Raw genomic sequence first — 24,202 nt, 5'->3', positions numbered from 1 at the left:
GTCAGCCGTTCAGCCGGGCGCCGGACTGGCGGTCGAAGACGTGGACGTATTCGGGCGCGATCGAGGTCTCGAACGGGGCTCCGGCGGAGAGGTCGCGGTCGCTCTCCATCAGCGCCACCACGTCCTGCCCGTGGAAATCGAAGGTGACGTGCGTCTGTGCGCCGCTCGGCTCCACGAACCGCGTCGGTCCGGACATGCGTGTCGCGTTACCGCTGCCGACGAGGTGCTCAGGGCGAAGGCCGAGCGTCACGGGCTGGCCCTCGGCGACGCGAACGTCCGGCGCGATGCGGATCTTCTGACCCCCAGGCAGGGCCGCGCTTGCCTCACCGCCCGAGAGGACCGCGGTCGCCTCGATGAAGTTCATCGCCGGCGTTCCGATGAAGCCGGCGACGAACAGGTTGGCTGGCTTGCGGTAGAGCGAGAGCGGGCTGCCCTGCTGCTCGATCCGCCCGCCATGCATGACGACGATATGGTCGGCGAGCGTCATCGCCTCGATCTGATCGTGGGTGACGTAGATCGAGGTGGTGCGGACCTTCTGGTGAAGGAGCTTGATCTCGGCGCGCATCTGGACGCGCAGCTTGGCGTCGAGGTTTGACAAGGGCTCGTCGAACAAGAACACTTTAGGATTCCGCACCACGGCGCGGCCCATCGCGACGCGCTGGCGCTGCCCGCCCGAGAGCTGCGAGGGTCGCCGATCGAGCAGCGGCGTCAGGCCAAGCATGCGCGCCGCCTCGCCGACCCGCGCCTCGATCTCCTTGGGGCTCTTGCGCGAAAGGCGCAGGTTGAAGCCCATGTTCTCCGCGACGCTCATATGAGGGTAGAGCGCGTAGTTCTGGAACACCATCGCGATGTTGCGCTCGCGCGGCGTCAGCTCGTTCACCACGGTGCCGCCGATGGTGATGTCGCCATCGGTCGTCTCCTCCAGCCCCGCGATCATGCGCAGGAGGGTCGACTTGCCGCAGCCGGACGGGCCGACCAGCGCCACGAAGGCGCCGTCGGCGATTGACAGATCCACCCCGTGAATCACGTCCACCGACCCGAAGGACTTTCTCACACCGCTCAGTTCCACCGACGCCATGACGTCACTCCCGATCTCGCTGAAGGTTCCGCGGGCGGGCAGCCGCCCGCGGAAAGGTCCGGCCTCGTCAGCCGGCGCGGCGCATGGCGCGCTCCCAGCCCGACGCGACCTCGTCCATCGCTTCCTTGGCGGTGGCCTGGCCGAGATAGGCCTTGGACAGGCCGGCCCGCAGCTGCGCCTCGAGGGCGCCCCAGTTCGAGTCGCGCGGGTTGGCGCGCGCGGTCTCCAGCTGCTTGGCGGCGGTCGCCGCCCAGCCGTAATTCTCGATTACCTCGGGATCGTTCAGCACCGACAGGCGCGCCGAGGCGTTGCCCTTTTCCATCGAGCGCTTCGACCATTCGCGGCTTGTGATGAACTGCACGAACTCGAAGGCCCATTCCTTGTTGGCGCCGCGCGCGGGAACGGCGAAGCACCAGCCACCAAGCGAGGAGCGGCTGTCGGCTTCCGACTGCGCGCCGGGCACCGTCGTCCAGGCCCACTTTCCGCGCGTGCGGGACGACTCGCCTTTGTTAATGGGCGTTGCCGAGGCGTTGAGGACGAGGCCCATCGCGTAGCGGTCGTTCTGGGCGTTGGCGATGATCTCGTCCCACTCCCAGGTCAGGGCGTCCGGCGGGATTACGCGATCCTTGTTGATGAGGTCGGCGACATACTGCACCGCCGCCACCGAGTTCTCGTTGTTGATCCAGATCTCGCGGTTGGCGAAGTCGTAGTAGCCGCCGCCGCTCGACAAGAGATACGGCCCGAAGTGGTCGACGATGGCGCCGCCCTGGCGCGCGCAGATGCCGACGCCGAAGCGGTTCGGGGCGCCGGCCTCTGTCAGGAGCCTGGCGGCCTCGCGATATTCAGCGAAGGTGCGCGGCGGCCCGGAGACGCCGGCAGCTTCCAGGAGCTCGGGCTGGTAGTGCAGAATGTAGGTGGTGCTGCGGTACGGGATGCCCCGCTGCACGCCGTCGTAGCTGGCGAGCTCGATGGCCGCGTCCGAGAACTCGTCCATACCGAAATCGGCGGCGTAACGCCCGCCGGCGGTCTTCATCAGCTCGTTAACGTCCTCCATGTAGGGGTGCATCCACCCGATCATGGAGGCGCCCATCTGCACGACGTCGAAGCTCGTGGTGCCGCCGCTCGTCAGCTCGGCGCGGGCGCGCGTGACCATTGGCTCGTTCGGCAGTTGGACGTACTCCACCTCAATCCCGGTCTCCTGCGTGAAGGCGGGGATCGCGTCCTGGATGATGGTGCCCTTCCAGGGGGCGGTGTCGCCGATCACCGTCAGCTTGGCGGGCTTGGACTGCGCCAGCGCTGGGCGGTAGCCTGCGAACGTCGCCGCGCCGACCGCGACGCCGGCTGCGCCGAACATGAGGTTGCGCCGGTTGATCGTCAGCGCGGGGGACTGTCTGTCTTTCGGGCTCATCCTGTTTCTCCTCCCAGAGTTCAGTGCCGGACTACTTCACCGCTCCCGACGAAAGCCCTTGGACGAGGTGCTTCTGGACGATCAGCGAGAAGATGATAACGGGTATGATGACGAGGACGCCGGACGCGGTGATCGCCCCCCAATTCGTTCCCGTCTCGCCCCCCGCATAAGCCGCGAGCAGCACGGGGGAAGTGCGCGTCTGATTGTTCGTCAGGATCGCAGCGAAGATGAAGTCGTTCCAAGCCAGAAGCAGCGAGAGGATCGAGGCCGTCACGATGCCCGGTTTGGCGAGCGGCAGGGCGATCCGGTAGAAGGCCAGCATGCGCGAGGCGCCGTCGATATAGGCCGCTTCCTCCAGTTCCTTCGGCAGGTTCGCGAAGTAGTCCTTCAGCACCCAGACGATCAGCGGCAGGCTCAACGTCGTGTAAGCGAGGATGATCGCCAGATGCGTGTTGGCGATGCCGAGCGCCCGGAACAGGACGAAAATCGGCAGGAGGATCGCGACGGGAGGCAGCATGCGCATAACGAGGAGTGCGATCATCGCCGTACTCTGGCCGCGGAAGCGGAAGCGGGCGAAGGTGTAGGAGGTCGGCACCGCAATGATCAGCGACAGGAGCACCGAGGCAGTGGTGGCGATCAGCGAGTTGCCGAACGAGGCGACAAAGTCGCTGCGCAGGAGCACCTCCGCATAGTTCTCGAAGGTCGGGTTCCAGAAGAGGACCGGCGGGTTCGTGAAAATCTGCTCGCGCGTCTTCAGCGAGATCCCGACAATCCAGAGAAGCGGCAGGATGAAGACGACGAGGAGACCGAAGAGGCCGGCATAGACGAGGGCGGCGCCGACGAATTTGCGGCGGCGGGCGCGGGCGGACCGGGCCATCAGGCCACCTCCTTTCGGCGCGTGGCCATGATGAAGAAGACGCAGAAGACGAAGACGATCGCCAGCATGACCCAGGAGGCCGCCGCCGCCAGCGTCAGGTCGAAGGACAGGAACGAGGCCTCGAAAGTGTAGACGGAGAGGAGCTTCGTGGCGTTGGCCGGACCGCCCCCCGTCAGCACCCAGACGTTCTCGAAGGCGCGGAACTCGAAGATCGTCCGCAGGAGCAGCGCCACCACCACGTAGGGCATGAGCAGCGGCAGCGTGACATGCCGGAAGCTCTGCCAACGGTTGGCCCCGTCCACCGAGGCGGCCTCCAGCGGCTCGCTGGGCAGGGACTGGAGCCCGGCGAGAAGCAGGATCGCGACGAAGGGCGCGTTCTGCCAGACATTGACTATGCCGACGGCGATCAGAGCCAGCGTCGGGTCGCCGAGCCAGACCGTGCGTGTGCCGATCATGGCGTTGACGAGCCCGTAATTGGGGTCGAGCAGGAGCTTCCAGGTCAGCGCGGCGACGATCGGCGTGATCATCATCGGCACAATCAGGGCCGTGCGGAAGAACCGGATTAACGGCACCTTGCAGTTGAGCAGCAGCGCGACCCCGAGCCCGATCAGAAGCTCGGCCGCGACCGTGATCCCGGTGTAGGCGATGGTCAGCATGAGGCTGGATCGGAAGAGGGGGTCGGCGAGCAGGTCCTGGTAGTTCTGGAGGCCGACGAAGTCGCCGCCCAGCAGCGGCCGGTCGATGGACCATCCCTGGAAGCTGAGGATCAGCGAGAAGAGCAGCGGGATCCCGAAGACGAAGAGGCTGAGCGCGACCGTCGGCAGCACCGTAAGCGGCACGAAGATGCGGTCGTAAATTTTTGTCAGCCGGTTCCGGCGGTCATCCGCGCGCGCCTCGTCGGCTCGCGCGGATGCGGACACGAGCGTTTCTTGTTCGCCGACAGCATCTTGGACCGCCATGGGGCCTCCCGTCTCCCACTGCCGGCTTCCCGTCCGATCTCCCCATCGGCGCCAGCGGTGTTATTAGCTCGAAGCCTAAGCTCTTAACCAAACAAAGCGCAAGTGCTTTGTTGCCTCTGTTAGTCGAATTTCGGTCACTATCGTGAGGCGGCGCCGGCGGCGCCAAACACGCCAGTTCGGCTCGAGCTCCTGCGATGCGGCTTGCATGAAGATATAAAAACGTTCTCTTCCTGCGGCATGGCGAGCGCATCCTTCGCTCTCCAGCTTGACCTTCCAAGCCGCCTTCCGCAGGATGCGGGCCCAAACAGAAGCGCAACTCATGGCCGGTAGCCGGGTCACGATCCAAGATCTTGCCGACAAGCTCGGCCTGTCGAAGTTTTCGGTCTCGCGTGCGCTCGCCGGCAAGCCGGGGGTGGGCGAGGCGACGCGGACCCGCGTCTTCCGCGCCGCGCAGGCGATGGGCTATCCGGTCGCGGCGGAGGCTCCGCGCTCGAGCGGGCACATCCTGTTCGTGCGGCAAGAGATCGATCCCGTCAGCAGCGAGCTCTGGCTCAACATCATGCACGGTGCCGAGCGCGAGGCGGACCGCCTCGGCTTCACGGTCGTCCCCCGCCAGGCCCGCCATCTCGGCACCTCCGCCCCTCTCGATCCGGCCGTGGTGGGGTTGATCTTGGCCGTGCCCCGCCCCGCGGAATGGACTGCGACCGCCGTCGCGACTGGGCTTCCAGTCGTCTGCGCCAGCTATGTCGGGCCGATGGAGCCGATCGATCAGGTCGTCGGCGCGGACTGGGAGGCGGGTTTCAAGATCGCGCAGATGCTGGCCGGCCTCGGGCACCGCGAGATGGCCTTCGTCCACGGCAACGCGACCCCGCGCGGCCGCGCCGAGCGGTTTCGAGGCTTTCACGACGGATTGGCGGAGACCGTCGGGGCCAAGGTCGTCGACATCGTCTTCGACGAAACGACCGGCTTCCGCGAGGCCTTCTTCGCCTATCTGAGAAAGGGGGGCGCGCCGACCGCGCTGTTCTGCGCCCATGACGGAATCGCGGTGAACGTCATCTCCGAGCTGCTGCGGCTCGGCATCAGGATTCCCGAGGACGTTTCCGTCGTCGGGTTCAACGATTTCAGCTCGGCCTCGCAGGTGTCGCCCCGCCTGACCACGGTCCGCACGCCCCAGGTCGAGATCGGGGCGGCGATGGTGCGCTGCATCGCCGACCGGCTGGGCAATCCCGTCGGCCGTTCGCGGCCGCCGATCCGCCTAGCGCTGGTCGCCGAGATCGTCGAACGCGAATCCACCGGGCCGGCGGGGAACGCGTCATGGCTGGAGAGGACGCGCCCGTTGGCCGGGGTGCGATAGCCGGTCGGACCGCGAGATCGGGCCCGGCCGGGCCTCGTCTTACTCGAACCCCATGATCTTGTGCGGGACGTAGGGCGCTTCCATCTCGGCGATGTCCTCGGGCGTCAGGCGGATCGTCACCGCCTCCGCGGCATCGACGATCTGGCTTTCCCGGCTCGCCCCAATGATGGGGGACGCCATGGCCGGCTTCGACAAAAGCCACGCGATCGCGATGCGGGCGCGTGGAACGCCGTGCCGCTCGGCGACCTTCGAGACGGCGTCGATCACCTCTCCGTCGGCCTCCTCGGTGTCGCCGTAGAGGACGGGGCGCAGGAGGTCGGTGTCTTTACGCACCGACACCTGGTCGCGTTCGCGGGCGAGAAGGCCCCGGGCCAGCGGCGCCCAGGGGACCAATCCCACGCCTTCGGCCTCGCAGAGAGGGATCATCTCGCGCTCCTCCTCGCGGTTGAGGAGGTTGTAGTGGTTCTGCATCGAGACGAAGCGCGCCCACCCCTTGCGGTCCGATATATAGAGGGCCTTAGCGAACTTCCACGCATGCATCGAGGACGCGCCGATGTAACGGACCTTCCCGGCCCGCACGAGATCGGTCAGCGTCTCCAATGTCTCCTCGATCGGCGTCTCGGGGTCCCAGCGGTGGATCTGGTAGAGGTCGACATAGTCGGTCTGAAGCCGCCGCAGGGAGTGATCGATCTCCTGCAGGATGGCCTTGCGCGAGAGGCCGCGGGCGTTGGCGCCGTCTCGCAGCGGCGAATTGACCTTCGTGGCGATCACCACCTCGTCGCGGCGCGCGAACTCCTTCAGCGCCCGGCCGACGATCTCCTCGCTCGCCCCGTTCGAGTAGATGTTGGCGGTGTCGAAGAAGTTGATTCCGACCTCGATCGCCTTCCGGATCAGGGGACGGCTCTCGTCTTCGACGAGTGTCCATTTGGGGTTCCCCCGCTCGGGCTCGCCGAAGGTCATGCAGCCCAGGCAGACCTTCGAAACCTCCAGGCCCGACCGGCCGAGTTTGGTGAATTCCATTATTGCCCTCCCTCGGCGTCGCTTACTGCGTCGCCGTCGTTTCCTGTCGCGCGCATCTGCGGAATACCGCGCGGCAGATGCTCGTGGCAGCTTGCTTTCTGGATGGGGTTGCGTCAATTTGTTTTTCGAAACCTAATCTCGTTTGCAAGGTCGCGATCCTTGGGTTCGGATGTTCGGCAGTTCGATCTGGAAGGTCGCGCGGCGCTGGTTACCGGGGCCGGCAGCGGCATCGGACGGGCCGCGGCGCAGCGTCTGGCCGAGCGCGGCGCGATCGTCGGGATTCTCTCCCGCACGCCGGCGGAGGTCGAGGCGGCGAGCGACTCCATCCGGTCGGCGGGCGGGCGGGCCGTCGCCCTCGTCGCCGACGTCTCCGATGAGGCGTCCATCCAGGCAGCGGTGGCGCAGTTCGCAGGCGCATGCGGCCGGCTCGACATCGTCGTGGCCAATGCGGGCGTCAACGGCGTCTGGGCGCCGATCGACGATCTGACCCCCACCGAATGGGACCGCACCATCGCGGTCAATCTGCGCGGGACCTACCTGACGTTGCACGAGTGCGTTCCGCATTTGAAGCGCGGCGGCGGATCGATCGTCGTGGTGTCATCCATCAACGGTACGCGGACCTTCAGTACCGCGGGCGCGACCGCCTACGCGGCGAGCAAGGCCGGGCAACTCGCTATAGTGCAGCAACTGGCTCTGGAACTCGGCCGCCATCGCATCCGCGTTAATGCCGTCTGCCCGGGCCAGATCGAGACCGAGATCGCTGGGACCACGATCAAGCGGAACCAAGACGCAGCGCGGGTGCCAGTGATCTGGCCTGAGGGCGACATCCCCCTCACCGGAGGGCGCCCCGGCAACGCCGACGACGTCGCACGTGTGATCGCGTTTTTGGCCGGCGACGAGGCCGCGCACATCACCGGGAGCCCGATATGGATCGACGGCGGCCAGGGGCTGCTTCGGTGAACAATTAAAGCCGCGCCGCTCCGACGGCTGGCTTGGCGGCCAGGGCGCCATGGCCTGACAGACTTCGAAAAGGGAGGGCGCTCGGCGCCGTTGCACATGACCATCGAGACCCACGACATCGTCCGCCCGTCGGCCGAGATCATCGAGGCCCTGAAGCCGATCGGCGCGGCCACGCTTAGCAGCCAGTTGAGCAAGATGGGGGTGCGCAATTCCCATATCCGCGGCCCCGTCTCCCGCCGGACGGGCGCCAAGATCGTCGGGCCGGCGCTGACGCTGCAGTTCATGCCCAAGCGGGAGGACCAGTACGACGTTGACGAATACGCCGAGCCCGAGAAGCAGCTCCACCGCCATGTCCTCTACCACACGCAGCCCGGTGACGTGGTTGTCGTCGATGCACGTGGCGACATGCAAAGTGGCATCTTCGGCGAGATGATGTTGTCCTACTTCCAAGGACGCGGTGGCATTGGGATGGTCATCGACGGCTGCCTTCGCGACTATCCGAACTACGGTCATCTCGACCTCGGCTTCTGGATCCGCGGGCTGACGCCGAACTTCCATACGCAGACCGATCTGATGCCGTTCGGCGTCAATGTGCCAATCGCCTGCGGCGGGAGCCTTGTTATGCCGGGAGACATCATCGTCGCCGACGACGACGGGGCGGTGGTGATTCCGGCAAAGATGGCGCCGGCCTTGATCGAACGCTCGGCACGGCACCACGAATGGGAGGCGTTCTCAAAGGAGCGGCTCCTCGCGGGCGGCGCGCTTCAACGCTACTACCCACTCTCTGAGGATGCACGCCCGGAATACGAGGCGTGGCGTCGCGCACGTGGACTGACTTGAGTATGTCCCGGCTGGGCCGTTCTAATATCAGACGGGGCTGATCCATAGTGCACCGTTTCTCCCCGGCCGGTTGGCGTGGAAGGCACCCGATAATACAGGTTCTAGCGGCATCGTCTTGCGGCTTCACACGCCATTTGTCGGCAATGCTGGTGACGTTGGAGCCGGCGCCCACCTCCGACCTCGTCCCGGCTCGCCCATCAGTCGCAGGGCGCGTCGATCTCGCAGGACGCGCTCGTGGACGAGGCGGGCTTCTCTTCCAAGATCGAGACCGAACGTCTCGCTCGGCCTTGACTATGTCGGGCAGTTTGGCGACGACTGCGAGGAGAACGATTTCTGAGTGGGCTTGGGCGCCCGGTTCTGTGGGCGGGCTGGTGGAGCCAGCCATACCTCTCCAGATGACATGCAAGGCGGGCGAAGCGATCGACGCCTCGCCCGCCTCGCATGTCATCTTTCGGCATGACGCCTGAAGCTTCTGCATGTCCGCGACGGGTCGGAAGCTGAGAGGCAGCTTTCAGATTTCTTCGACCGAGAGCTGCCCGTCTCCTTTGGCCCATCCGCGACGGTTTCCGTCCTCCGACTGACCGGAAATCATTTCCGAAACCGATCTCCTGGCTTCTTACCCGCCCAAGGCGGCAGTTCCTTGTTCTCGACCCATGGCAGAAGGCGCACCGGACGCGTTTCAAGATGCCTAGTGATGACCGGGTACTTTTCGAGCTGCTTTGCGATCAGCGGGAGTCCGGCGACGTTCGTATAGCGTAGCGCCGTTTCGGACTCGCCGAGACGTCCCGCGATGTCGCTAATGATGGCTGTGTCGACACCCGCTTGCTTCATCGTGTCCGAAAATCCGTGCCGAAGGGCATGGATCGAGCGTTTCCACAGCTCGGACGAGAAGTGCGGCGATGATTTCACGATCGGAATGAAGTCCTTGTAGAAGCGGTCGCCGGGATCGTTGGTCGCTAGCAGCGGCGAGAACAGCTCGGGAAAGAGTTGCCGGTAACCCATCTTTCGAACCGTTTCGACGTAATCAAGGAAGCCGAGGCGCACCAGTTCGCGCGGCACCGGCAGGAGGCGATCGGATTGAGCGTTCTTGATAGTGCGGTGAATGTTGGCACGGATGTGAATGGCGGGACCATGCGGCGTGTCGAGCACGTCGCTCGTTTCGAGGCCAGCAAACTCGTTGCGACGGGCGCCAAGATAGGCGAACAGCATCGGTAGGTAGTAGAGGCCGCTATGGAACACCGTGTCTCCAGGAGCATGGCGGCTTGTAGCGTCTTGGCATCCCTTGAAGATCGGAAGGTCGAAGATCGGCCGCACTTGATCGGGCGAAGGCTTTACCTGCGCCAACCGCAGTGCGCCCGCCTTTGGTTTACGGGGCCGAAGGCTTTTCAGCGACCAATCCGCCACAATGTAGCCGCTGGCTCTGATATGGTTGAGGAACGTGTCGAGATTGCCCAGGTGTTTGCGGATCGTTGCCGCCGAAAGGCCGACCTTGGGAGGTGCCTCACCGCGCCGTTCGGCCCGCGCGGTCTCATCGGCCGCAAAGGCGCGAAGCGCTGCGGGCTTCATAATGCGCAGCCGCGAGCTTTGTCCGTAGCGCGTGGGGATGAGGTTCAGATGCTGGCGAAGAGCCGCCACGTGTTGCTGGCCGATCTCGCCGGAATGCGCGACGTGGTTCTCCTCCAGAATGTCACGGAACATCCGCACGAGCATGCGCACGTCACTGGCGGTGGCAGGGGTCCAGTTATCACGATTGTTGCGGGCGAGTGCCTCATATGACGCTTCGAACGCATCAAGACGCAGGACCCGGCCGACAAGAGCAGCGTCAGGCTCGGGACATTCAGGGTTACGCGTCTCATTCGGAGGCGCTGTCGGCGGAACAGCGTCTGCTACCTCGTCATCTGTTGTCGGCTTAACGGGAAGGGCGGGTTTCGCCGCGCTTCCCATGACGCTAAGCTCCGGCTCCGGTTGACCCCGCAGGTTTGTGTCTTTCGACGAATCTTCACATCCTACGTTGGCAGCGCTGTCTGCCGCAAAGACGAGGCGAGCGCGCTCCTCCTCGGGTAGCGTCGTCGCGACGAGGGGATTCTGCTTGCGGTTGATCATCGGCCAGCGTTCGGCGACGTTGAGGAGCGCGTCTGCTTTCGCGCGATAAAGCTCCATCTTGACCCGCTCCCGATTGGCCAGCGTGTCGGCGAGGCCGACATCAGCCATTTGCTGACGTACGTCGCGGTCGAAGACTAGGCTGCGGGCCTCGGCCTGTTCGGCGCGGAACGTCTCGGCGATCGTCGCGACATGCGGCTCAGGGATACCGTGGCGCAGAAGCATGGACTTGCCTGGGCAGCCCCCATCGAAGCTGAGGGCGCGCGTCGTGCCGAAGAGCTGAATCAATCGGTAGGCCCAGCCGACCTCGATGTCGGCTTCCATCTCGCGGACGTCGTCGACGCCACCGCTTCGCCGAACTGCGAAGGCGATGTCGTCCAGATGTGCGGTCATGCGCTCGATCTCTGCGCGGAAGAGTTGATCGAGCTGGTCCTTCGTTGTCATTGCGGCGGTCGGTCTCACGGTGAGGTCGGCGAGCAGCGTGTTGAGCCGCCGCGCCATGTAGGCCGCCTTGTGATGGTCGGACAATCGAAGGGAGAAGGAGAGGCGGGCTTGCCGCGGCACCTTCCGGAAGCGGGTCGGCACTCGAGCGCGCCAGTAGAAAGTGTGGCCGCGCCGTTCGAGATTGCTTGTGTCATGCCGAGTCGCCACGGACTGGATCCCTTGAGCCGCGAGCCCACAGAGACGCCGACGGGCATCACCTGCGGGCTACAAGTTTGGGCCCATGCGCAGAGAAACGGCCGAAAGGATTCTCAGCTACGAAAGACGGCAATGATTACAGGGACTTGAGGTCTGCTGGCTGGGGGACCTGGATTCGAACCAAGACTAACGGAGTCAGAGTCCGCTGTTCTACCCTTAAACTATCCCCCAGCAGGGGAAGCGCTGCTGCGCTCGTGGACGCCTTAATACAGATCGCGCGCGCCAGCGCAAGCCCGTCGCGCACGACAAACTGCAATCCGTGCGACGAAAATGCGATCCTCCCCAGTCGGACCGTGCCCGGATGCGAGCATCGGCGGCGCGGGCCGTCGTTCGTCGGTCGATTTGCCGGGTGCGACCTCGCGGGTCGGTCCGCGCATCTTGTGGAACCACTCCATGTTGGTAAAGTCGCGCTAACCTTGATTTGGCGTCGAACGCCTCTAAAGCCGAATGGCAGACAACGATTGCGAAGAGTTACGGCACGACACCGGAACCCCCGGCGCGGTTCGATTTGATGGACGACGGCAACGGTTCGCCACGGACCGGTCGAAACGGAATCGTGCCGGGTCAGGCGCCGGCCTCCGACATGGGGCGGCCCGCCGGCCCGGCGGACGATCACGGCGTGGTTCGGGACAAGACTATGGGCGCGCCCGGCACGGGTTCGGGCGGTAAGAGGCGCCGGCGCAGACGCCGCGAACCGGGCTCGGTCACGACCGGCATCCAGGGCGCGCGCACGCTGCCGCCCGCCCTCAGCGAGAAGCTGCAGCGGGCCGAGGCTGCGCTGGCGCAGACCCTTTCGAACGAAACGCGCGCCAAGGAGGCCCCGCCCCGCGCTGCGCCGCCGGCCCTGCCCGCCGACCCTTCGGGCCGGCCGCAGGCGTTCCGCGATCTTCCGCCGGCCTATGCCGCGCTGGATCTCGGCACCAACAATTGCCGGCTTCTCGTTGCGGTGCCGACGCGCCCCGGCCAGTTCCGCGTCGTCGATGCGTTCTCGCGGATCGTGCGTCTGGGCGAAGGCCTCGGCCGCACGGGAAGCCTCGGCAAGGGAGCGATGGACCGTGCCATGGGCGCGCTGGACGTCTGCCGCGAGAAGCTGGCGGCACGCCCGATCTCGGGCGCCCGGCTGATCGCGACCGAGGCCTGCCGGTCGGCGGCCAACGGCATGGAGTTCATCGACCGCGTGCGGCGCGAGACCGGCCTGGAGCTCGAGATCGTCAGCCGCGAAGTGGAGGCGCGACTGGCGGTGTCGGGCTGCGGCTCGCTCGTCGACCGCTCGGCCAAGGGGGCGGTGCTCTTCGACATCGGCGGCGGATCGACCGAAATCGCGCTTCTCGATCTGCGGCCGGGCTACACGCCGCGGCTCTCGAATCGGATCGTGGCCTGGACCTCGCTCCCGGTGGGCGTGGTGACGCTGGCCGAGCGCTATGGCGGGCGCGAGGTGAGCGCCGACATCTTCGAGGCGATGGTCAGGCACGTGATGGACCGGCTCGACGGGTTCCAGCACCGCGACATGCTGGCCGACATCGTCGACAAGCCGGGCTTTCACCTTCTCGGCACCTCGGGAACGGTCACGACGCTCGCCGGCGTCCATCTCGGCCTGGAGCGTTACGACCGACGCCAGGTCGACGGGCTGTGGCTGACCCGTGCCGACGTCGACCAGCTGGTGGAGCGAATCGCCGGCTGGAGCTTCGAGGAGCGCATCGCCAATCCCTGCATCGGATCCGAACGTGCCGATCTCGTGCTGGCCGGCTGCGCGATTCTCCAGGCGATCCGGCGCGTCTGGCCGGCGCGCGCGCTCCGCGTCGCGGATCGCGGCCTGCGCGAGGGGCTCTTGACGGAGATGATGGTCGCCGACGGCGTCTGGAAGCGCGGGTCCCGCGCGCGTAGCGAAGAGGCGGTGTCGTGACCGAGGGCAAAAGCGGCGATCGCGGGCTGAACGTCCGCGTCAAGAAGAAGCGCGGCATCACGGCCTCGTCGCGGCGCTGGCTCGAACGCCAGCTGAACGACCCTTATGTGCGCCGCTCCAAGGCCGACGGCTACCGCTCGCGCGCGGCCTACAAGCTGATCGAGATCGACGACCGCTACAAGCTGCTGAAGCCCGGAATGCGCGTGGTCGATCTCGGCGCGGCGCCCGGCGGCTGGTGCCAGGTCTCGGTGGAGCGGACGTCGAAGGCGGGGCAGGACCCGAAGGTGGTCGGCATCGACTATCTGCCGATCGATCCCATCCCCGGCGCGATCATCCTCGAGATGGACTTTCTCGACGATAAGGCGCCGCAGGCCCTGCTCGACGCGCTGGGCGGAGACCCGGACATCGTCCTGTCGGACATGGCCGCGCCGACGACGGGCCATCGCCGCACCGACCATCTGCGCACCATGCATCTGTGCGAGGTCGCTGCCGACTTCGCCGTGCGGACGCTGAAGCCGGGCGGACACTTCCTGACCAAGACGTTCCAGGGCGGAACGGAGGGCGAGCTTCTCGCCATGCTCAAGCGGGAGTTCACGAGCGTCCATCACGTGAAGCCGCCGGCCTCCCGTGACGGCTCGGTGGAACTCTTCGTGCTCGCCAAGGGGTTCCGCGGCCGCAAGGCGTCCGTGCCAGGCGAGGGCGACGACCCGCAGTCCTGAACGAGGCGCGTCGGCGGATCGCTACTCCGCCGGGACGGCCCGGCGTCGGCCGGACAGTTCCGCGCCTGCATCCGCCGGCAGGCGCACGAAGAACAGCGCCGCCAGGACGGTCGTCGCGCCGACGACGACGAAGGCGAGGGTGAAGTCGTCGGGCGAGGGCACGCTCGCGCCTCGCAGCATCAGGCCGAGCTCCAGGATCAGCCCCGCGACCGCCACGCCGGCCGCGATCGCGACCTGCTGGAAGGCGGCGAGGATCGCGGTGGCCTCGCCCGCCCGCGACTTCGGTACGTCGGCGAAGGCGATGACGTTGATCGAGGTGAAGAAGAGCGAGCGGAAGAAGCCGCCGATCAGGAGAAGGACGACGAGAACGGCGACCGGCGTCTGCGGCCGGTAGAAGCCGATCGCGCCCATCATGACGCCGCCGACGATCGCGGTCCCGATCAGGACGGTGCGGAAGCCGAAGCGCTTCAGGAGCGGCTTGGCCAGAAGCTTCATCGCCATCGCCCCGCCGATCGACACCGCGGTGATCAGCCCGGAATGGAAGGCGCTGTACCCGAAGCCGAGCTGCAGCATCAGCGGGAAGAGGAAGGGTACCGCGCCGGCCCCGATGCGAAAGAGGCCGCCGCCGAGGATCGAGGCGCGCAGGGTCGGGATGCGCCCCAGGGACAGGTCGAGGAGCGGCTGGGGGGTGCGCCTCGCATGGCGGACGTAGAGAAGGGCGCAGACGGCGCCGGTCGCGGCCAAGCCGAGGCCGACCGGCCAGGGCAAAGCGGGCAGCGAGACGACGGACAGGCCGAAGACGAGGCCGGCGCAGGCGAGCCCGGACAGAACGAAGCCCGACCAGTCGAAGCGAACGCCCCCGACCTTCTCGATCTGCGGCAAATATCGCTGGGCGAGCGCCATGCCCACGAGCCCGATCGGCAGGTTGATGATGAAGATCCAGCGCCAGTCGCCATAGGTGGAGATGGCGCCGCCGACGGGCGGCCCGACGAGGGGGCCGATCATTGCCGGGATCGAGAACCAGGCCATGGCCGAGACGAGATCGGACTTGGGCGAAGCCCTTACGAGGAGAAGCCGCCCGACCGGCGTCATCATCGCGCCGCCCATCCCTTGCAGGAAGCGCGCGGCGACGAAGCCTTCGAGCGAGCTTGCCATCGCGCAGGCGAGAGAGCCCAGCATGAAGACGCCGATCGCGCACTGGAAGATCTGCTTGGCGCCGAAGCGGTCTGCCATCCGCCCCGAGATCGGGATGAAGACGGCGAGGGAGACGTAGTAGCTCGTGAGCGCCAGCTTGAGCGCGATCGGGCTCGTGCCGATGTCCTGCGCGATGGTCGCCAGCGACGTCGCGATGACCGTCGAATCCATGTTCTCCATGAACAGGGCGGTGGCGAGGACGATCGGGACGATGCGTTTCAAGGCGGGCAGACGAGCGATGCGGTTGGACGGGCGCTTGATAAGCCTGCGTTACGGTTCAGGCAATCGCCGATCGCAAGGGACGGGACGGTCGAGATCGTCGCGGGGCGGTGAAGCCCGCTCCCGCCGCGCCATATGCATGGGACGGAACGCGGGAGATTTGAGCGATGGGCACGGGAAACGGGATCGATCGGCGCGACGCGATGAAGGCCGCGATGGCGGGACTGGCGATCGGCGGCCTCTACCATACGCAGGCGATGGCGCAGGAGGGATCGGAGGACGCGATGGAACGGGACGAGGCTCCGCTGGCGCCGGGATGGCGCCGCTTCGCCATCGGTGACGCGACGGTCACGCAGGTGCTGGACGGCGTACGCCCTGGCGACGGCCCGCATCCGATCTTCGGCGAGGATCGGGAGGCCGGCGAGGTCGGCGAACTGATGGAGGCGAACGGCCTGCCGGCCAACCGCTTCGTCAATTTTTTCCAGCCGACGATCGTCGAGATCGGTTCGGAGGTCGTTCTCGTCGACACCGGCTTCGGGGCGGACGGCCGCGCCAATGGCCAGGGGTTGCTGGTGCAGCGGATGAAAGCCGCCGGCTACGAGCCGCAGGACGTCACCACGGTCTTTCTCACGCACTATCACGGCGACCACATCGCCGGGCTCAGCGAAGACGGCTCGCCGACCTTCCCCAACGCGGACCTCGTCGCGGGTCGGGTCGAGCACGAGTTCTGGACGTCGGACGCCGCCCGCTCGGGTCCGGCGGCCGGGAACGCGGAGGCGGTGGCGGCGAAGGTCCTGCCGCTGGAGGACGGGCTTCGGCTCGTGGAGGACGGGGACGAGATCGTGCCGCGCCTCACAGCGCGCGCCGCCTTCGGCCATACGCCCGGCATGATGATGCTAGAGCTCTCCTCGAACGGCGAGCGGCTGTTCCTGACGGCGGATGTCTTCGGTCAGTTCGTCGTTTCGCTCCAACGGCCGGACTGGCACGTGCGCTTCGACATGGACAAGGAGGCGGCGGTCGCGACGCGGCGCCGGGTGGCCTCGATGCTGGCGGAGGAACGGGTGCCTTTCACCGGCTACCACCTGCCGTTCCCGGCGGTCGGCACGGTTCAGCGGGACGGGGAGGGCTACCGCTTCGTTCCCGAAAGCTACCGCCTCCTTCTGTAGAGAGAGGCGCGCCGCGCCTTTCCAACCCGCCGGCCCCGTGCTAGCAGCCCTTGCCAACCCGCGGGCGGACGCCGCCCGGCACATGAGGGATTGGCCATGGCCCGCATCATCGAAACCGCCACCGGCGCGACCGCGCTGACCTTCGACGACGTGCTGCTGCAGCCGGCGCATTCGGAGGTCATGCCGGGACAGGTCGATGTGCGGACCCGCATCACGCGGACGCTTCAGCTGAACATCCCGATCCTGTCCGCCGCGATGGACACGGTGACCGAGTCGCGCCTGGCCATCGCCATGGCGCAGGCCGGCGGCATCGGCGTCATCCACCGCAACCTCACGCCCGCCGAGCAGGCCGAAGAGGTCCGCCAGGTCAAGAAGTTCGAAAGCGGCATGGTCGTCAATCCGGTGACGATCGGGCCGGACGCGACGCTGGGCGACGCGCGGGCCCTCATGGCGGCGCACCGCATCTCCGGCATTCCCGTCGTGGAGAACGCCGGGCGCGGCGGCCAGACGCGCGGCCGGCTCGTCGGCATCCTCACCAATCGCGACGTGCGCTTCGCCTCCAACGACCGCCAGAAGATCTTCGAGCTGATGACGCGCGAAAATCTCGTCACGGTGCGCGACACGGTCGATCAGGAGGAGGCCAAGCGCCTGCTCCACAAGCACCGGATCGAAAAGCTGATCGTGGTCGATGGGGAGGGCCAGTGCATCGGCCTCATCACGGTCAAGGACATCGAAAAGAGCCAGCTCAACCCGTTTGCCGCCAAGGACGCGCAGGGGCAGCTTCTGGCCGCTGCCGCGACGAGCGTCGGCGACGACGGTTTCGAGCGCGCCGAGCGGCTGATCGAAGCGGGCATCGACCTCATCGTCGTGGACACCGCGCACGGCCATTCGCAGAAGGTGCTCGACGCGGTCACCCGCGTGAAGAAGCTGTCCAACGAGGTTCAGGTGATCGCCGGCAACGTCGCGACCCCCGGCGGCGCGCAGGCGCTGATCGACGCGGGCGCCGACGGCATCAAGGTCGGCATCGGACCGGGCTCCATCTGCACGACGCGCATCGTCGCCGGCGTCGGCGTGCCGCAGCTCTCCGCCATCATGGGCGCGGTCGAGGTGGCGGACAAGACGGGCGTGCCCGTCATCGCCGACGGCGGCATCAAGTTCTCCGGCGATCTTGCCAAGGCGCTGGCGGCCGGCGCCTCCGCCGCCATGGTCGGCTCGCTCCTGGCCGGGACGGAGGAGAGCCCGGGCGAGGTCTATCTCCACCAGGGCCGCTCCTTCAAAGCCTATCGCGGCATGGGCTCGGTCGGCGCGATGGCGCGCGGCTCGGCGGACCGCTACTTCCAGGCCGAGGTGCGCGACACGCTGAAGCTCGTGCCGGAGGGCATCGAGGGGCAGGTCGCCTACAAGGGCGCGGTCTCGGCGGTGCTCCACCAGCTGACCGGGGGCCTGCGCGCCGCCATGGGCTACACGGGCGCGGCGACGCTTCAGGACTTCCGCGAGAACGCGACCTTCGTGCGCATCTCGGCGGCGGGTTTCCGGGAGAGCCACGCCCACGACGTCACCATCACGCGCGAGAGCCCGAATTATCCGGGCTTCGGCGCCTGAGGGGCGAGCGTCACGAAGCCGAAGGCGAAAGCTCGGCCAGACAGTCGCGCATGATTTCGGCGAGCCGCTCGTAATCCTTCGAGCGGCCGGTCGTCCCCCGGAAGGCCAATGCGAGCCGCCGCGAGGGAACGGGTTCGGCGAAGGGCAGAAAGGCGACGCCGCCGCCGGGCCCTTCGGCCGCGACCGCGCATCGCGGGACGAGCGTGACGCCGAGCCCGCCCGCGACCATCCGCAGGAGCGTCGTCAGGCTCGTCGCGCCGAGCTGCGCGAGATCGCGCGCCTGCGCCCGCTCGCACACCGCCAGAGCCTGGTCCCGCAGGCAGTGACCCTCTTCCAGAAGGATCAGGCGCTCGTCGTCCAGCCGCTCGACCGCCACCGGGCTCGCGAAGCGGTCCACCCGCCCTTCGGGAACCGCGACGAGGAACGGGTCGTCGCCGAGCGCGATCGTTTCCGTTCCCTTCTCCGCGATGGGGAGCGCCAGCGCGACGCAATCGAGATCGCCGCGGGCGAGCTCGCCGAGCAGAGACGCGGTCACGTTCTCGCGAACGCCGATACGAAGCTCCGGATAGTCCTCCTCCAGCCGGGTCAGCAGCGGAGGCAGGAGATAGGGCGCGAGCGAGGCGATGATCCCCAGTCGCAGCCGCCCCGACAGAGGCTCCGCGACCCCTTCGGACAGCGTTTCGAGATCGCGGCATTCGATGAGGATACGGCGCGCGCGCCTCAGGACGGCGTCTCCCTCCGGCGTCAGCGCGACCCCTAAAGGCCGCCGATCGACGAGCGTTTGTCCGAAAAAGGCTTCGAGCTGCGCGATCTGGGTCGAGAGGGCCGGTTGCGAAATGTTCAGCCGCCGCGCCGCACGCCCGAAATGCAGCGTTTCGGCGAGGGCCTCGAAATAGCGGAGCTGGCGCAGCGTGAACATTTCGATAGGATATTCCAATCGATGCGATGGGTAAATACGATTGGAAATTATCGAAGCTTCATGTTGGAACGCTTCCATAGAAGGCTATCTTTAGGCCCGACCCGAAAGGAGGGACGTATGTCCGACCAGAAGACGTTGACGACCACCGCCGGCGCCCCGGTTCCCGACAATCAGAACTCCTGGACGGCCGGTCCGCGCGGCCCGATCCTGCTCCAGGACTATCAGCTGATCGAGAAGCTGGCGCACCAGAACCGCGAGCGGATCCCCGAGCGCGTGGTGCACGCCAAGGGCTGGGGCGCCCACGGCACGCTGAAGATCACCGGCGACATCTCCAAGTACACCAAGGCCAAGGTGTTCCAGCCGGGCGCCGAGACGCCGATGATCGCGCGTTTCTCGACCGTGGCGGGCGAGGCGGGCGCGGCGGACGCCGAGCGCGACGTGCGCGGCTTCGCGCTCAAGTTCTACACGGAAGAGGGCAACTGGGACCTCGTGGGCAACAACACGCCGGTCTTCTTCGTGCGTGACGCCTACAAGTTCCCGGACTTCATCCACACGCAGAAGCGCCATCCGAAAACCAATCTGCGCTCGCCGACCGCGATGTGGGACTTCTGGTCGCTCTCGCCGGAATCACTGCATCAGGTCACCATCCTGATGTCGGATCGCGGTCTGCCGGTCGACCCGACCCATATGAACGGCTACGGCAGCCACACCTTCTCGTTCTGGAACGATGCGGGCGAGCGCTACTGGGTGAAGTTCCACTTCAAGACCCAGCAGGGCCACAAGACCTACACGAACGAGGAGGCCGATCAGGTCATCGGCAAAACGCGCGAGAGCTATCAGGAAGCGCTGTTCGGCAAGATCGAGGACGGCCACTTCCCGCGCTGGACCGTGCAGGTCCAGATCATGCCGGAGATGGACGCCGAGAAGACGTCCTACAATCCGTTCGACATCACCAAGGTGTGGCCGCACGCCGAGTATCCGCCGATCGACGTCGGCGTGCTCGAACTGAACCGCAACCCGGAGAACTATTTCGCGGAGATCGAGAACGTCGCCTTCTCGCCGTCGAACATCGTTCCGGGCATCGGCTACTCGCCGGACAAGATGCTGCAGGCGCGCGTCTTCTCCTATGCCGACGCGCATCGTCACCGGCTCGGCACGCATTACGAGCAGATTCCGGTCAACCGGCCGAAGTGCCCGGTGCACCACTACCATCGCGACGGTCAGATGAACACGTACGGTGGCATCCTGACCGGCAACCCGGACGCCTACTACGAGCCGAACTCGATGAACGGCCCGGTGGAGGACAAGTCGGCTCAGGAGCCGCCGCTGCGCATCCACGGCGATGCGGATCGCTACAACCACCGCGACGGGAACGACGACTACGTGCAGGTGCGCGCCCTCTTCAACCTGTTCGACCAGGGTGAGAAGGACCGCCTCTTTGCCAACATCGCCGCGGCGATCACGGGTGTGCCGGAGGAGATCTTCGAGCGTCAGATGGTTCACTTCGGCCGCGTCCACCCGGACTACGAGGCCGGCGTTCGCGCCGCCCACGCCAAGCTCGCGGGCCGCGAGCCGGCGATCTCGGTCACGTCCGACACGCCGCAGCAGGCCGCAGAGTAGGCTTCTCTTGTCGGACGAGTTCAGGAAGGGCCGGGAGCGATCCCGGCCCTTCCTCGTTCAGTGGGCCACCGCGCTTGTTCCCTTTGGCCTCCGGGCCTATTCTGAGGTCCAGCACCGAAGGATGGGCCGATGGGCGCGATCTGGACATTGAAGGACGCGCAGGCGGAGCTCGAAACGCTGGCCCGCGCGGCCGAGCAGGGCGAGCCGCAGCACGTGACGCTCGACGGCGGCGACGAGGTCGTCGTCGTCTCGAAGCGCGAGTACGAGATGTTGTCCAAGCGGCCGAAGACCTTCGTCGAGCATATCTTCGACTTTCCGAAATTGCCCGACGATGCGCAGGATCTCTTCGACAAAACGAATCCCGAGGAGTTGATTCTGGCGCCTCGCGAAATCGACTTCGACGGCTTCGATCGTTGAGGTTCCTGCTCGATACGATGGTGCTGTCCGAGCGCGGCAAACGGCGTCCAGACGAGCATGTCGGACGCTGGTTTCGCACGATTGGAGACGACCAGCTCCTGACCAGCGTCATCGTCTTTGGCGAGATCGCGGCAGGCATCGCGAAGAAGCGGGCGACCGATCCCGCTTTCGCCGATCGTCTGGCTGAGTGGTCCGAGGCGACGCGGCTCGAATTTCTGGACAGAACGCTTCCAGTGAGCACGGCTGTGGCGCTCAGATGGGGTGGACTGTCGATCGTCCTGAAGCGCCGAGACCTCGATCTCCTCATCGCCGCGACGGCCCTCGAGCACGACCTCACCGTCGTCACGCGCAACGTCCGGCATTTCGAGCCGACCGGCGTCAAGCTCCTCAACCCTTACGAAGCCTGATCGATTGACCTTCTCCCTTACTCGCCTGCCTGCCCTCCGGCGGGAGACCACCCCATGCGCCTAGGTGGACGGATCGCGGCCGCGGCCGAAGTGCTCGCTGACATGGACGCGCGTCGCCGACCCGCTGCGGACGCGTTGAAGGACTGGGGCCTGTCGCACCGCTTTGCGGGCTCGGGTGATCGCTCGGCCATCGGGAACATGGTCTACGACGTTCTGCGGCGTCGTCGTTCGCTCGGCTGGCGCATGGGTGACGAGGCCCCGGCGGCCCTCGTCTACGGCGCGGTGATCGATGCTGGAGCCGACACGCAGACCTTGCGCGGCGAGCTCGACGGCGACCGGTTCGCGCCCCCCATGCCGTCGGACGCGCAGTTGAATCGCTTCCGTTCCGTTTCCCTGGACGATGCGCCGCTTGCCGTTCGCGCCGACGTGCCCGACTGGCTCGAAGCTCCGCTGCCCGCCTCTCTCGGCGCGGACTGGGTGGAGGAGGCGGCAGCCCTTTCGGACCGTCCGCCGCTGGACATGCGCGTCAACGCTCTGAAGGCTCGGCGGGACGAGGTGCAGGCGGCGCTTAAGCCGTTCGATGCGCGCCCGACCCCGATTGCCTCGCTCGGCCTTCGCATCCCCCCGATCGAAGGCGACGGACGCCATCCGAACGTTCAGGTCGAGCAGGCCTTCCAGACCGGGCTCTTCGAGATCCAGGACGAGGGATCGCAGATCGCGGCGGAGCTGTGCGGCGCCCGTCCGGGCGAGACGGTCCTCGACTATTGCGCGGGTGCAGGCGGCAAGACGCTGGCGCTGGGAGCCGGCATGGCGGGGGAGGGCGAGCTCCACGCCTTCGACGCGGACCGGCAGCGCCTCGCACCGATCTTCGAGCGCATCGCGCGAGCCGGCCTTTCCAACGCAACGGTCCACGCGCCGCGCGACGACCTCTCCCCGCTCCACCGGCGCATGGACCGGGTCGTCGTCGATGCGCCCTGCACTGGCGCGGGCACGTGGCGGCGCCGGCCGGACGCCAAATGGCGGCTGACGGAAAAGCAGCTCGCACGCCGGCAGGACGAGCAGAACGCGGTGCTTTCGAAGGCGGCACCCTTCGTGCGCCCCGGCGGCTTCCTCTTCTACATCACCTGCTCGATCCTGAACGCGGAGAACGGAGGCCAGGTCGAACGCTTCCTGACGCAGAACGCGGAATTCGAGGCGCTCGACGCACGCGATCTCTTCGCGGAGCGTTTTCCGGAAGCCGGCCGGCCCTATCTTTTCTCGCCCGTCGGCAAAGGTGCCGGGCTGACGCTGACCCCGGCCCGGACCGGCACGGACGGTTTCTTCTTCGCGGCCCTACGGAGGCGTTCGTGAACCGGCAATACGGAGCGCTCGCGCTCTTCCTTCTCCTGACGCTCGGCGGCGGGCTTCTGATCGGCTCGGTCACCGAAACCGGCGGCTGGTACGATTCTCTCGAAAAGCCTTGGTTCAATCCGCCGCCGATCGCCTTCCCGATCGCCTGGACGACGCTCTACGTCCTGATCGCCATCGCCGGCTGGCGGGTCTGGCGTGCGGGGCTGACCGCGGCGCTCGGCATCTGGGGCATGCAGCTCGTCCTGAACTTCGCCTGGACCCCGACCTTCTTCGTCGCGCACCAGATTCTTCTGGCCCTCCTGATCGTGCTGACCCTGCTCGGCTCCATCTTCGCCTTTCTCGGCGCCGTGCGCGGCCGGGACCGGGTCGCCTTCTGGTGCTTCGTGCCCTACGCGGCCTGGGTGGCCTTCGCGAGCCTTCTGAACGGCTCGATCCTCTGGCTGAACGCCTGACGGTCGTGCCCTTAGAACCGGCCGTTGCGGGCGCTCCGCGCAGTCTGTAGGGACGAGGAAAAGGAGCAGTCGCTCCGCTGACCTTGCGAGGGGGCGATGACGTCCGATCCCTATCTGGAAGAGCTGGAGCGTGAGGCGACCGCCTGCGAAGCCGCCGAGGCGGAGTTCCGTCGCACGATGAAGGAGAAGGTCGCCGCGCTCGCGGAGGACCGGGCCTTCGCCAACCGCCGCATGAACGTCATGCGCTCGCTCCTCCAGACGGTCCGGCAGGCGGAGACGCGCGAGATCGCGATGGCCGGCGCGGTTGCCGCCTTGCGCCAGCGCCTCGGCTGGCGCGAGGATTCGCCGGCCCGCGACGAGGTGCTGGCCGAGTACGCCAAGGTGGCGGACGCCGCGTTCCGCCACGCCCAGCCTTCGGCAGAAACCGGCCCCGATCCGCAGTCGGACGAGGGGCCGTCCGTGCGCGAGGCGCTGAGCGCCTTCGAGACATGGTATCTCGGCACGCGCGGTACGGCCTTCTGGGTCCTGTTCGAGCACTACATGCCGGAGACGCAGCTTGTCGATTTCTGAGGGGCAGGCGAACCGCTTCGACGACTGGATTCGCGAGGCCTTCGCGGAGGGAGGCGACTTCACCGTTCTCGTCGTCCTCGTGGAGATCGGCGAGCCGAGCGTCACGCCGGTCAAATCCACCTTCATGAACGTCATCGGCGACGAGACGCGCTGGCGCGACATGGTCGCGCTCTTCGACGGCTCGGGCGCGGCCTGGAACGGGGCGGCCTTCTTCCCGCTGCCGCAGCTCGTTCCGAGCGCCGCGGCGCGCCTCCATCTGCGCGAGCTGGAAACGCGCCTGCGCGAGGATCGACGGGTCCTCAACGAAGGGCACTTCTTCGATGCGGCGGGACGCCGGATCGTCGTCGAGGAGATCGTCAAGCATTGAGC

Annotated in this window: 22 protein-coding genes and 1 tRNA gene; 14 read left to right on the top strand and 9 right to left on the bottom strand. The window is 66.8% G+C overall.

What is annotated here, in order from left to right:
* Nucleotide 1: 1 nt before the first annotated feature.
* The 4 genes from AC6R2M_RS12305 to AC6R2M_RS12290 all read right to left on the bottom strand — a co-directional run bounded on the left by AC6R2M_RS12305 (nt 2) and on the right by AC6R2M_RS12290 (nt 4,283).
* A complete protein-coding gene (locus tag AC6R2M_RS12305) occupies nt 2-1,078 on the bottom strand; it encodes an ABC transporter ATP-binding protein (protein ID WP_500482542.1) in 1,077 nt (358 codons plus the stop codon).
* 67 nt (nt 1,079-1,145) lie between these two features.
* Nucleotides 1,146-2,486, bottom strand: coding sequence for an ABC transporter substrate-binding protein (locus AC6R2M_RS12300; protein WP_500482540.1), 1,341 nt, complete (start codon nt 2,484-2,486; stop codon nt 1,146-1,148).
* Between the two features lie 31 nt (nt 2,487-2,517).
* Nucleotides 2,518-3,363: a carbohydrate ABC transporter permease gene (locus AC6R2M_RS12295; protein WP_500482538.1), complete on the bottom strand. Its 846-nt coding sequence runs from the start codon at nt 3,361-3,363 to the stop codon at nt 2,518-2,520.
* A complete protein-coding gene (locus AC6R2M_RS12290) occupies nt 3,363-4,283 on the bottom strand; it encodes a carbohydrate ABC transporter permease (RefSeq protein ID WP_500482536.1) in 921 nt (306 codons plus the stop codon). The genes AC6R2M_RS12295 and AC6R2M_RS12290 overlap by 1 nt, the downstream gene beginning before the upstream one ends.
* A gap of 358 nt (nt 4,284-4,641) precedes the next feature.
* On the opposite strand from AC6R2M_RS12290, the gene AC6R2M_RS12285 reads away from it, so the two are divergent.
* A complete protein-coding gene (locus AC6R2M_RS12285) occupies nt 4,642-5,676 on the top strand; it encodes a LacI family DNA-binding transcriptional regulator (protein ID WP_500482534.1) in 1,035 nt (344 codons plus the stop codon).
* Nucleotides 5,677-5,715: 39 nt separating this feature from the next.
* On the opposite strand, the gene AC6R2M_RS12280 is transcribed toward AC6R2M_RS12285, so the two are convergent.
* Nucleotides 5,716-6,696: an aldo/keto reductase gene (locus tag AC6R2M_RS12280; RefSeq protein ID WP_500482532.1), complete on the bottom strand. Its 981-nt coding sequence runs from the start codon at nt 6,694-6,696 to the stop codon at nt 5,716-5,718.
* Between the two features lie 159 nt (nt 6,697-6,855).
* Here AC6R2M_RS12280 and AC6R2M_RS12275 point away from each other — a divergent pair, with 159 nt between their 5' ends.
* Together AC6R2M_RS12275 and AC6R2M_RS12270 are read left to right on the top strand one after the other, a co-directional pair.
* Nucleotides 6,856-7,656 (top strand): SDR family oxidoreductase, encoded by an 801-nt coding sequence (locus AC6R2M_RS12275; RefSeq protein ID WP_500482530.1) that lies wholly within the window; start codon nt 6,856-6,858, stop codon nt 7,654-7,656.
* Nucleotides 7,657-7,752: 96 nt separating this feature from the next.
* Entirely contained in the window at nt 7,753-8,496 is a 744-nt protein-coding gene (locus AC6R2M_RS12270; RefSeq protein WP_500482528.1) for a ribonuclease activity regulator RraA, read from the top strand.
* A 588-nt stretch (nt 8,497-9,084) separates the two neighbouring features.
* On the opposite strand, the gene AC6R2M_RS12265 is transcribed toward AC6R2M_RS12270, so the two are convergent.
* The gene (locus AC6R2M_RS12265) at nt 9,085-11,247 is read right to left on the bottom strand and encodes a DUF6538 domain-containing protein (RefSeq protein WP_500482526.1); all 2,163 of its coding nucleotides are present in this window, start codon (nt 11,245-11,247) and stop codon (nt 9,085-9,087) included.
* Nucleotides 11,248-11,392: 145 nt separating this feature from the next.
* Nucleotides 11,393-11,466 (bottom strand) — tRNA-Gln (locus AC6R2M_RS12260).
* A 466-nt stretch (nt 11,467-11,932) separates the two neighbouring features.
* On the opposite strand from AC6R2M_RS12260, the gene AC6R2M_RS12255 reads away from it, so the two are divergent.
* A complete protein-coding gene (locus AC6R2M_RS12255; RefSeq protein WP_500487581.1) occupies nt 11,933-13,198 on the top strand; it encodes a Ppx/GppA phosphatase family protein in 1,266 nt (421 codons plus the stop codon).
* Nucleotides 13,195-13,917, top strand: a complete 723-nt coding sequence (locus AC6R2M_RS12250) for an RlmE family RNA methyltransferase (protein ID WP_500482524.1) — start codon at nt 13,195-13,197, stop codon at nt 13,915-13,917. The genes AC6R2M_RS12255 and AC6R2M_RS12250 overlap by 4 nt, the downstream gene beginning before the upstream one ends.
* 21 nt (nt 13,918-13,938) lie before the next feature.
* Here the strand turns inward: AC6R2M_RS12250 and AC6R2M_RS12245 are convergent, their stop codons facing one another.
* Nucleotides 13,939-15,333 (bottom strand): MFS transporter, encoded by a 1,395-nt coding sequence (locus tag AC6R2M_RS12245; RefSeq protein WP_500482522.1) that lies wholly within the window; start codon nt 15,331-15,333, stop codon nt 13,939-13,941.
* 164 nt (nt 15,334-15,497) lie between these two features.
* Here AC6R2M_RS12245 and AC6R2M_RS12240 point away from each other — a divergent pair, with 164 nt between their 5' ends.
* Both AC6R2M_RS12240 and guaB read left to right on the top strand, forming a co-directional pair.
* Nucleotides 15,498-16,496, top strand: coding sequence for an MBL fold metallo-hydrolase (locus AC6R2M_RS12240; RefSeq protein WP_500482520.1), 999 nt, complete (start codon nt 15,498-15,500; stop codon nt 16,494-16,496).
* A gap of 96 nt (nt 16,497-16,592) precedes the next feature.
* Complete coding sequence (gene guaB, locus AC6R2M_RS12235) at nt 16,593-18,098, top strand: IMP dehydrogenase (protein WP_500482518.1); 1,506 nt, start codon at nt 16,593-16,595, stop codon at nt 18,096-18,098.
* A gap of 10 nt (nt 18,099-18,108) precedes the next feature.
* Here the strand turns inward: guaB and AC6R2M_RS12230 are convergent, their stop codons facing one another.
* The gene (locus AC6R2M_RS12230) at nt 18,109-19,017 is read right to left on the bottom strand and encodes a hydrogen peroxide-inducible genes activator (protein WP_500482516.1); all 909 of its coding nucleotides are present in this window, start codon (nt 19,015-19,017) and stop codon (nt 18,109-18,111) included.
* A gap of 117 nt (nt 19,018-19,134) precedes the next feature.
* Between AC6R2M_RS12230 and katA the strand changes: the two genes are divergently transcribed.
* The 7 genes from katA to AC6R2M_RS12195 all read left to right on the top strand — a co-directional run bounded on the left by katA (nt 19,135) and on the right by AC6R2M_RS12195 (nt 24,200).
* Nucleotides 19,135-20,637: a catalase KatA gene (gene katA, locus AC6R2M_RS12225; protein ID WP_500482514.1), complete on the top strand. Its 1,503-nt coding sequence runs from the start codon at nt 19,135-19,137 to the stop codon at nt 20,635-20,637.
* A 129-nt stretch (nt 20,638-20,766) separates the two neighbouring features.
* Nucleotides 20,767-21,054 carry a type II toxin-antitoxin system prevent-host-death family antitoxin gene (locus tag AC6R2M_RS12220; RefSeq protein WP_500482512.1) on the top strand — a complete coding sequence of 96 codons (288 nt, stop codon included), beginning with the start codon at nt 20,767-20,769 and terminating at the stop codon, nt 21,052-21,054.
* Complete coding sequence (locus tag AC6R2M_RS12215; RefSeq protein ID WP_500482510.1) at nt 21,051-21,461, top strand: type II toxin-antitoxin system VapC family toxin; 411 nt, start codon at nt 21,051-21,053, stop codon at nt 21,459-21,461. Before AC6R2M_RS12220 ends, AC6R2M_RS12215 begins: the two co-directional genes overlap by 4 nt.
* 54 nt (nt 21,462-21,515) lie before the next feature.
* Nucleotides 21,516-22,811 (top strand): RsmB/NOP family class I SAM-dependent RNA methyltransferase, encoded by a 1,296-nt coding sequence (locus AC6R2M_RS12210; protein ID WP_500482508.1) that lies wholly within the window; start codon nt 21,516-21,518, stop codon nt 22,809-22,811.
* Nucleotides 22,808-23,263 (top strand): TspO/MBR family protein, encoded by a 456-nt coding sequence (locus AC6R2M_RS12205; protein WP_500482506.1) that lies wholly within the window; start codon nt 22,808-22,810, stop codon nt 23,261-23,263. The genes AC6R2M_RS12210 and AC6R2M_RS12205 overlap by 4 nt, the downstream gene beginning before the upstream one ends.
* A gap of 96 nt (nt 23,264-23,359) precedes the next feature.
* Complete coding sequence (locus AC6R2M_RS12200) at nt 23,360-23,833, top strand: hypothetical protein (protein WP_500482504.1); 474 nt, start codon at nt 23,360-23,362, stop codon at nt 23,831-23,833.
* Complete coding sequence (locus AC6R2M_RS12195) at nt 23,820-24,200, top strand: hypothetical protein (protein ID WP_500482502.1); 381 nt, start codon at nt 23,820-23,822, stop codon at nt 24,198-24,200. Before AC6R2M_RS12200 ends, AC6R2M_RS12195 begins: the two co-directional genes overlap by 14 nt.
* Nucleotides 24,201-24,202: the final 2 nt, after the last annotated feature.

It is taken from the genome of Aureimonas sp. CAS (assembly GCF_059838215.1).
This window is presented reverse-complemented; position numbering and strand designations above follow the sequence as displayed.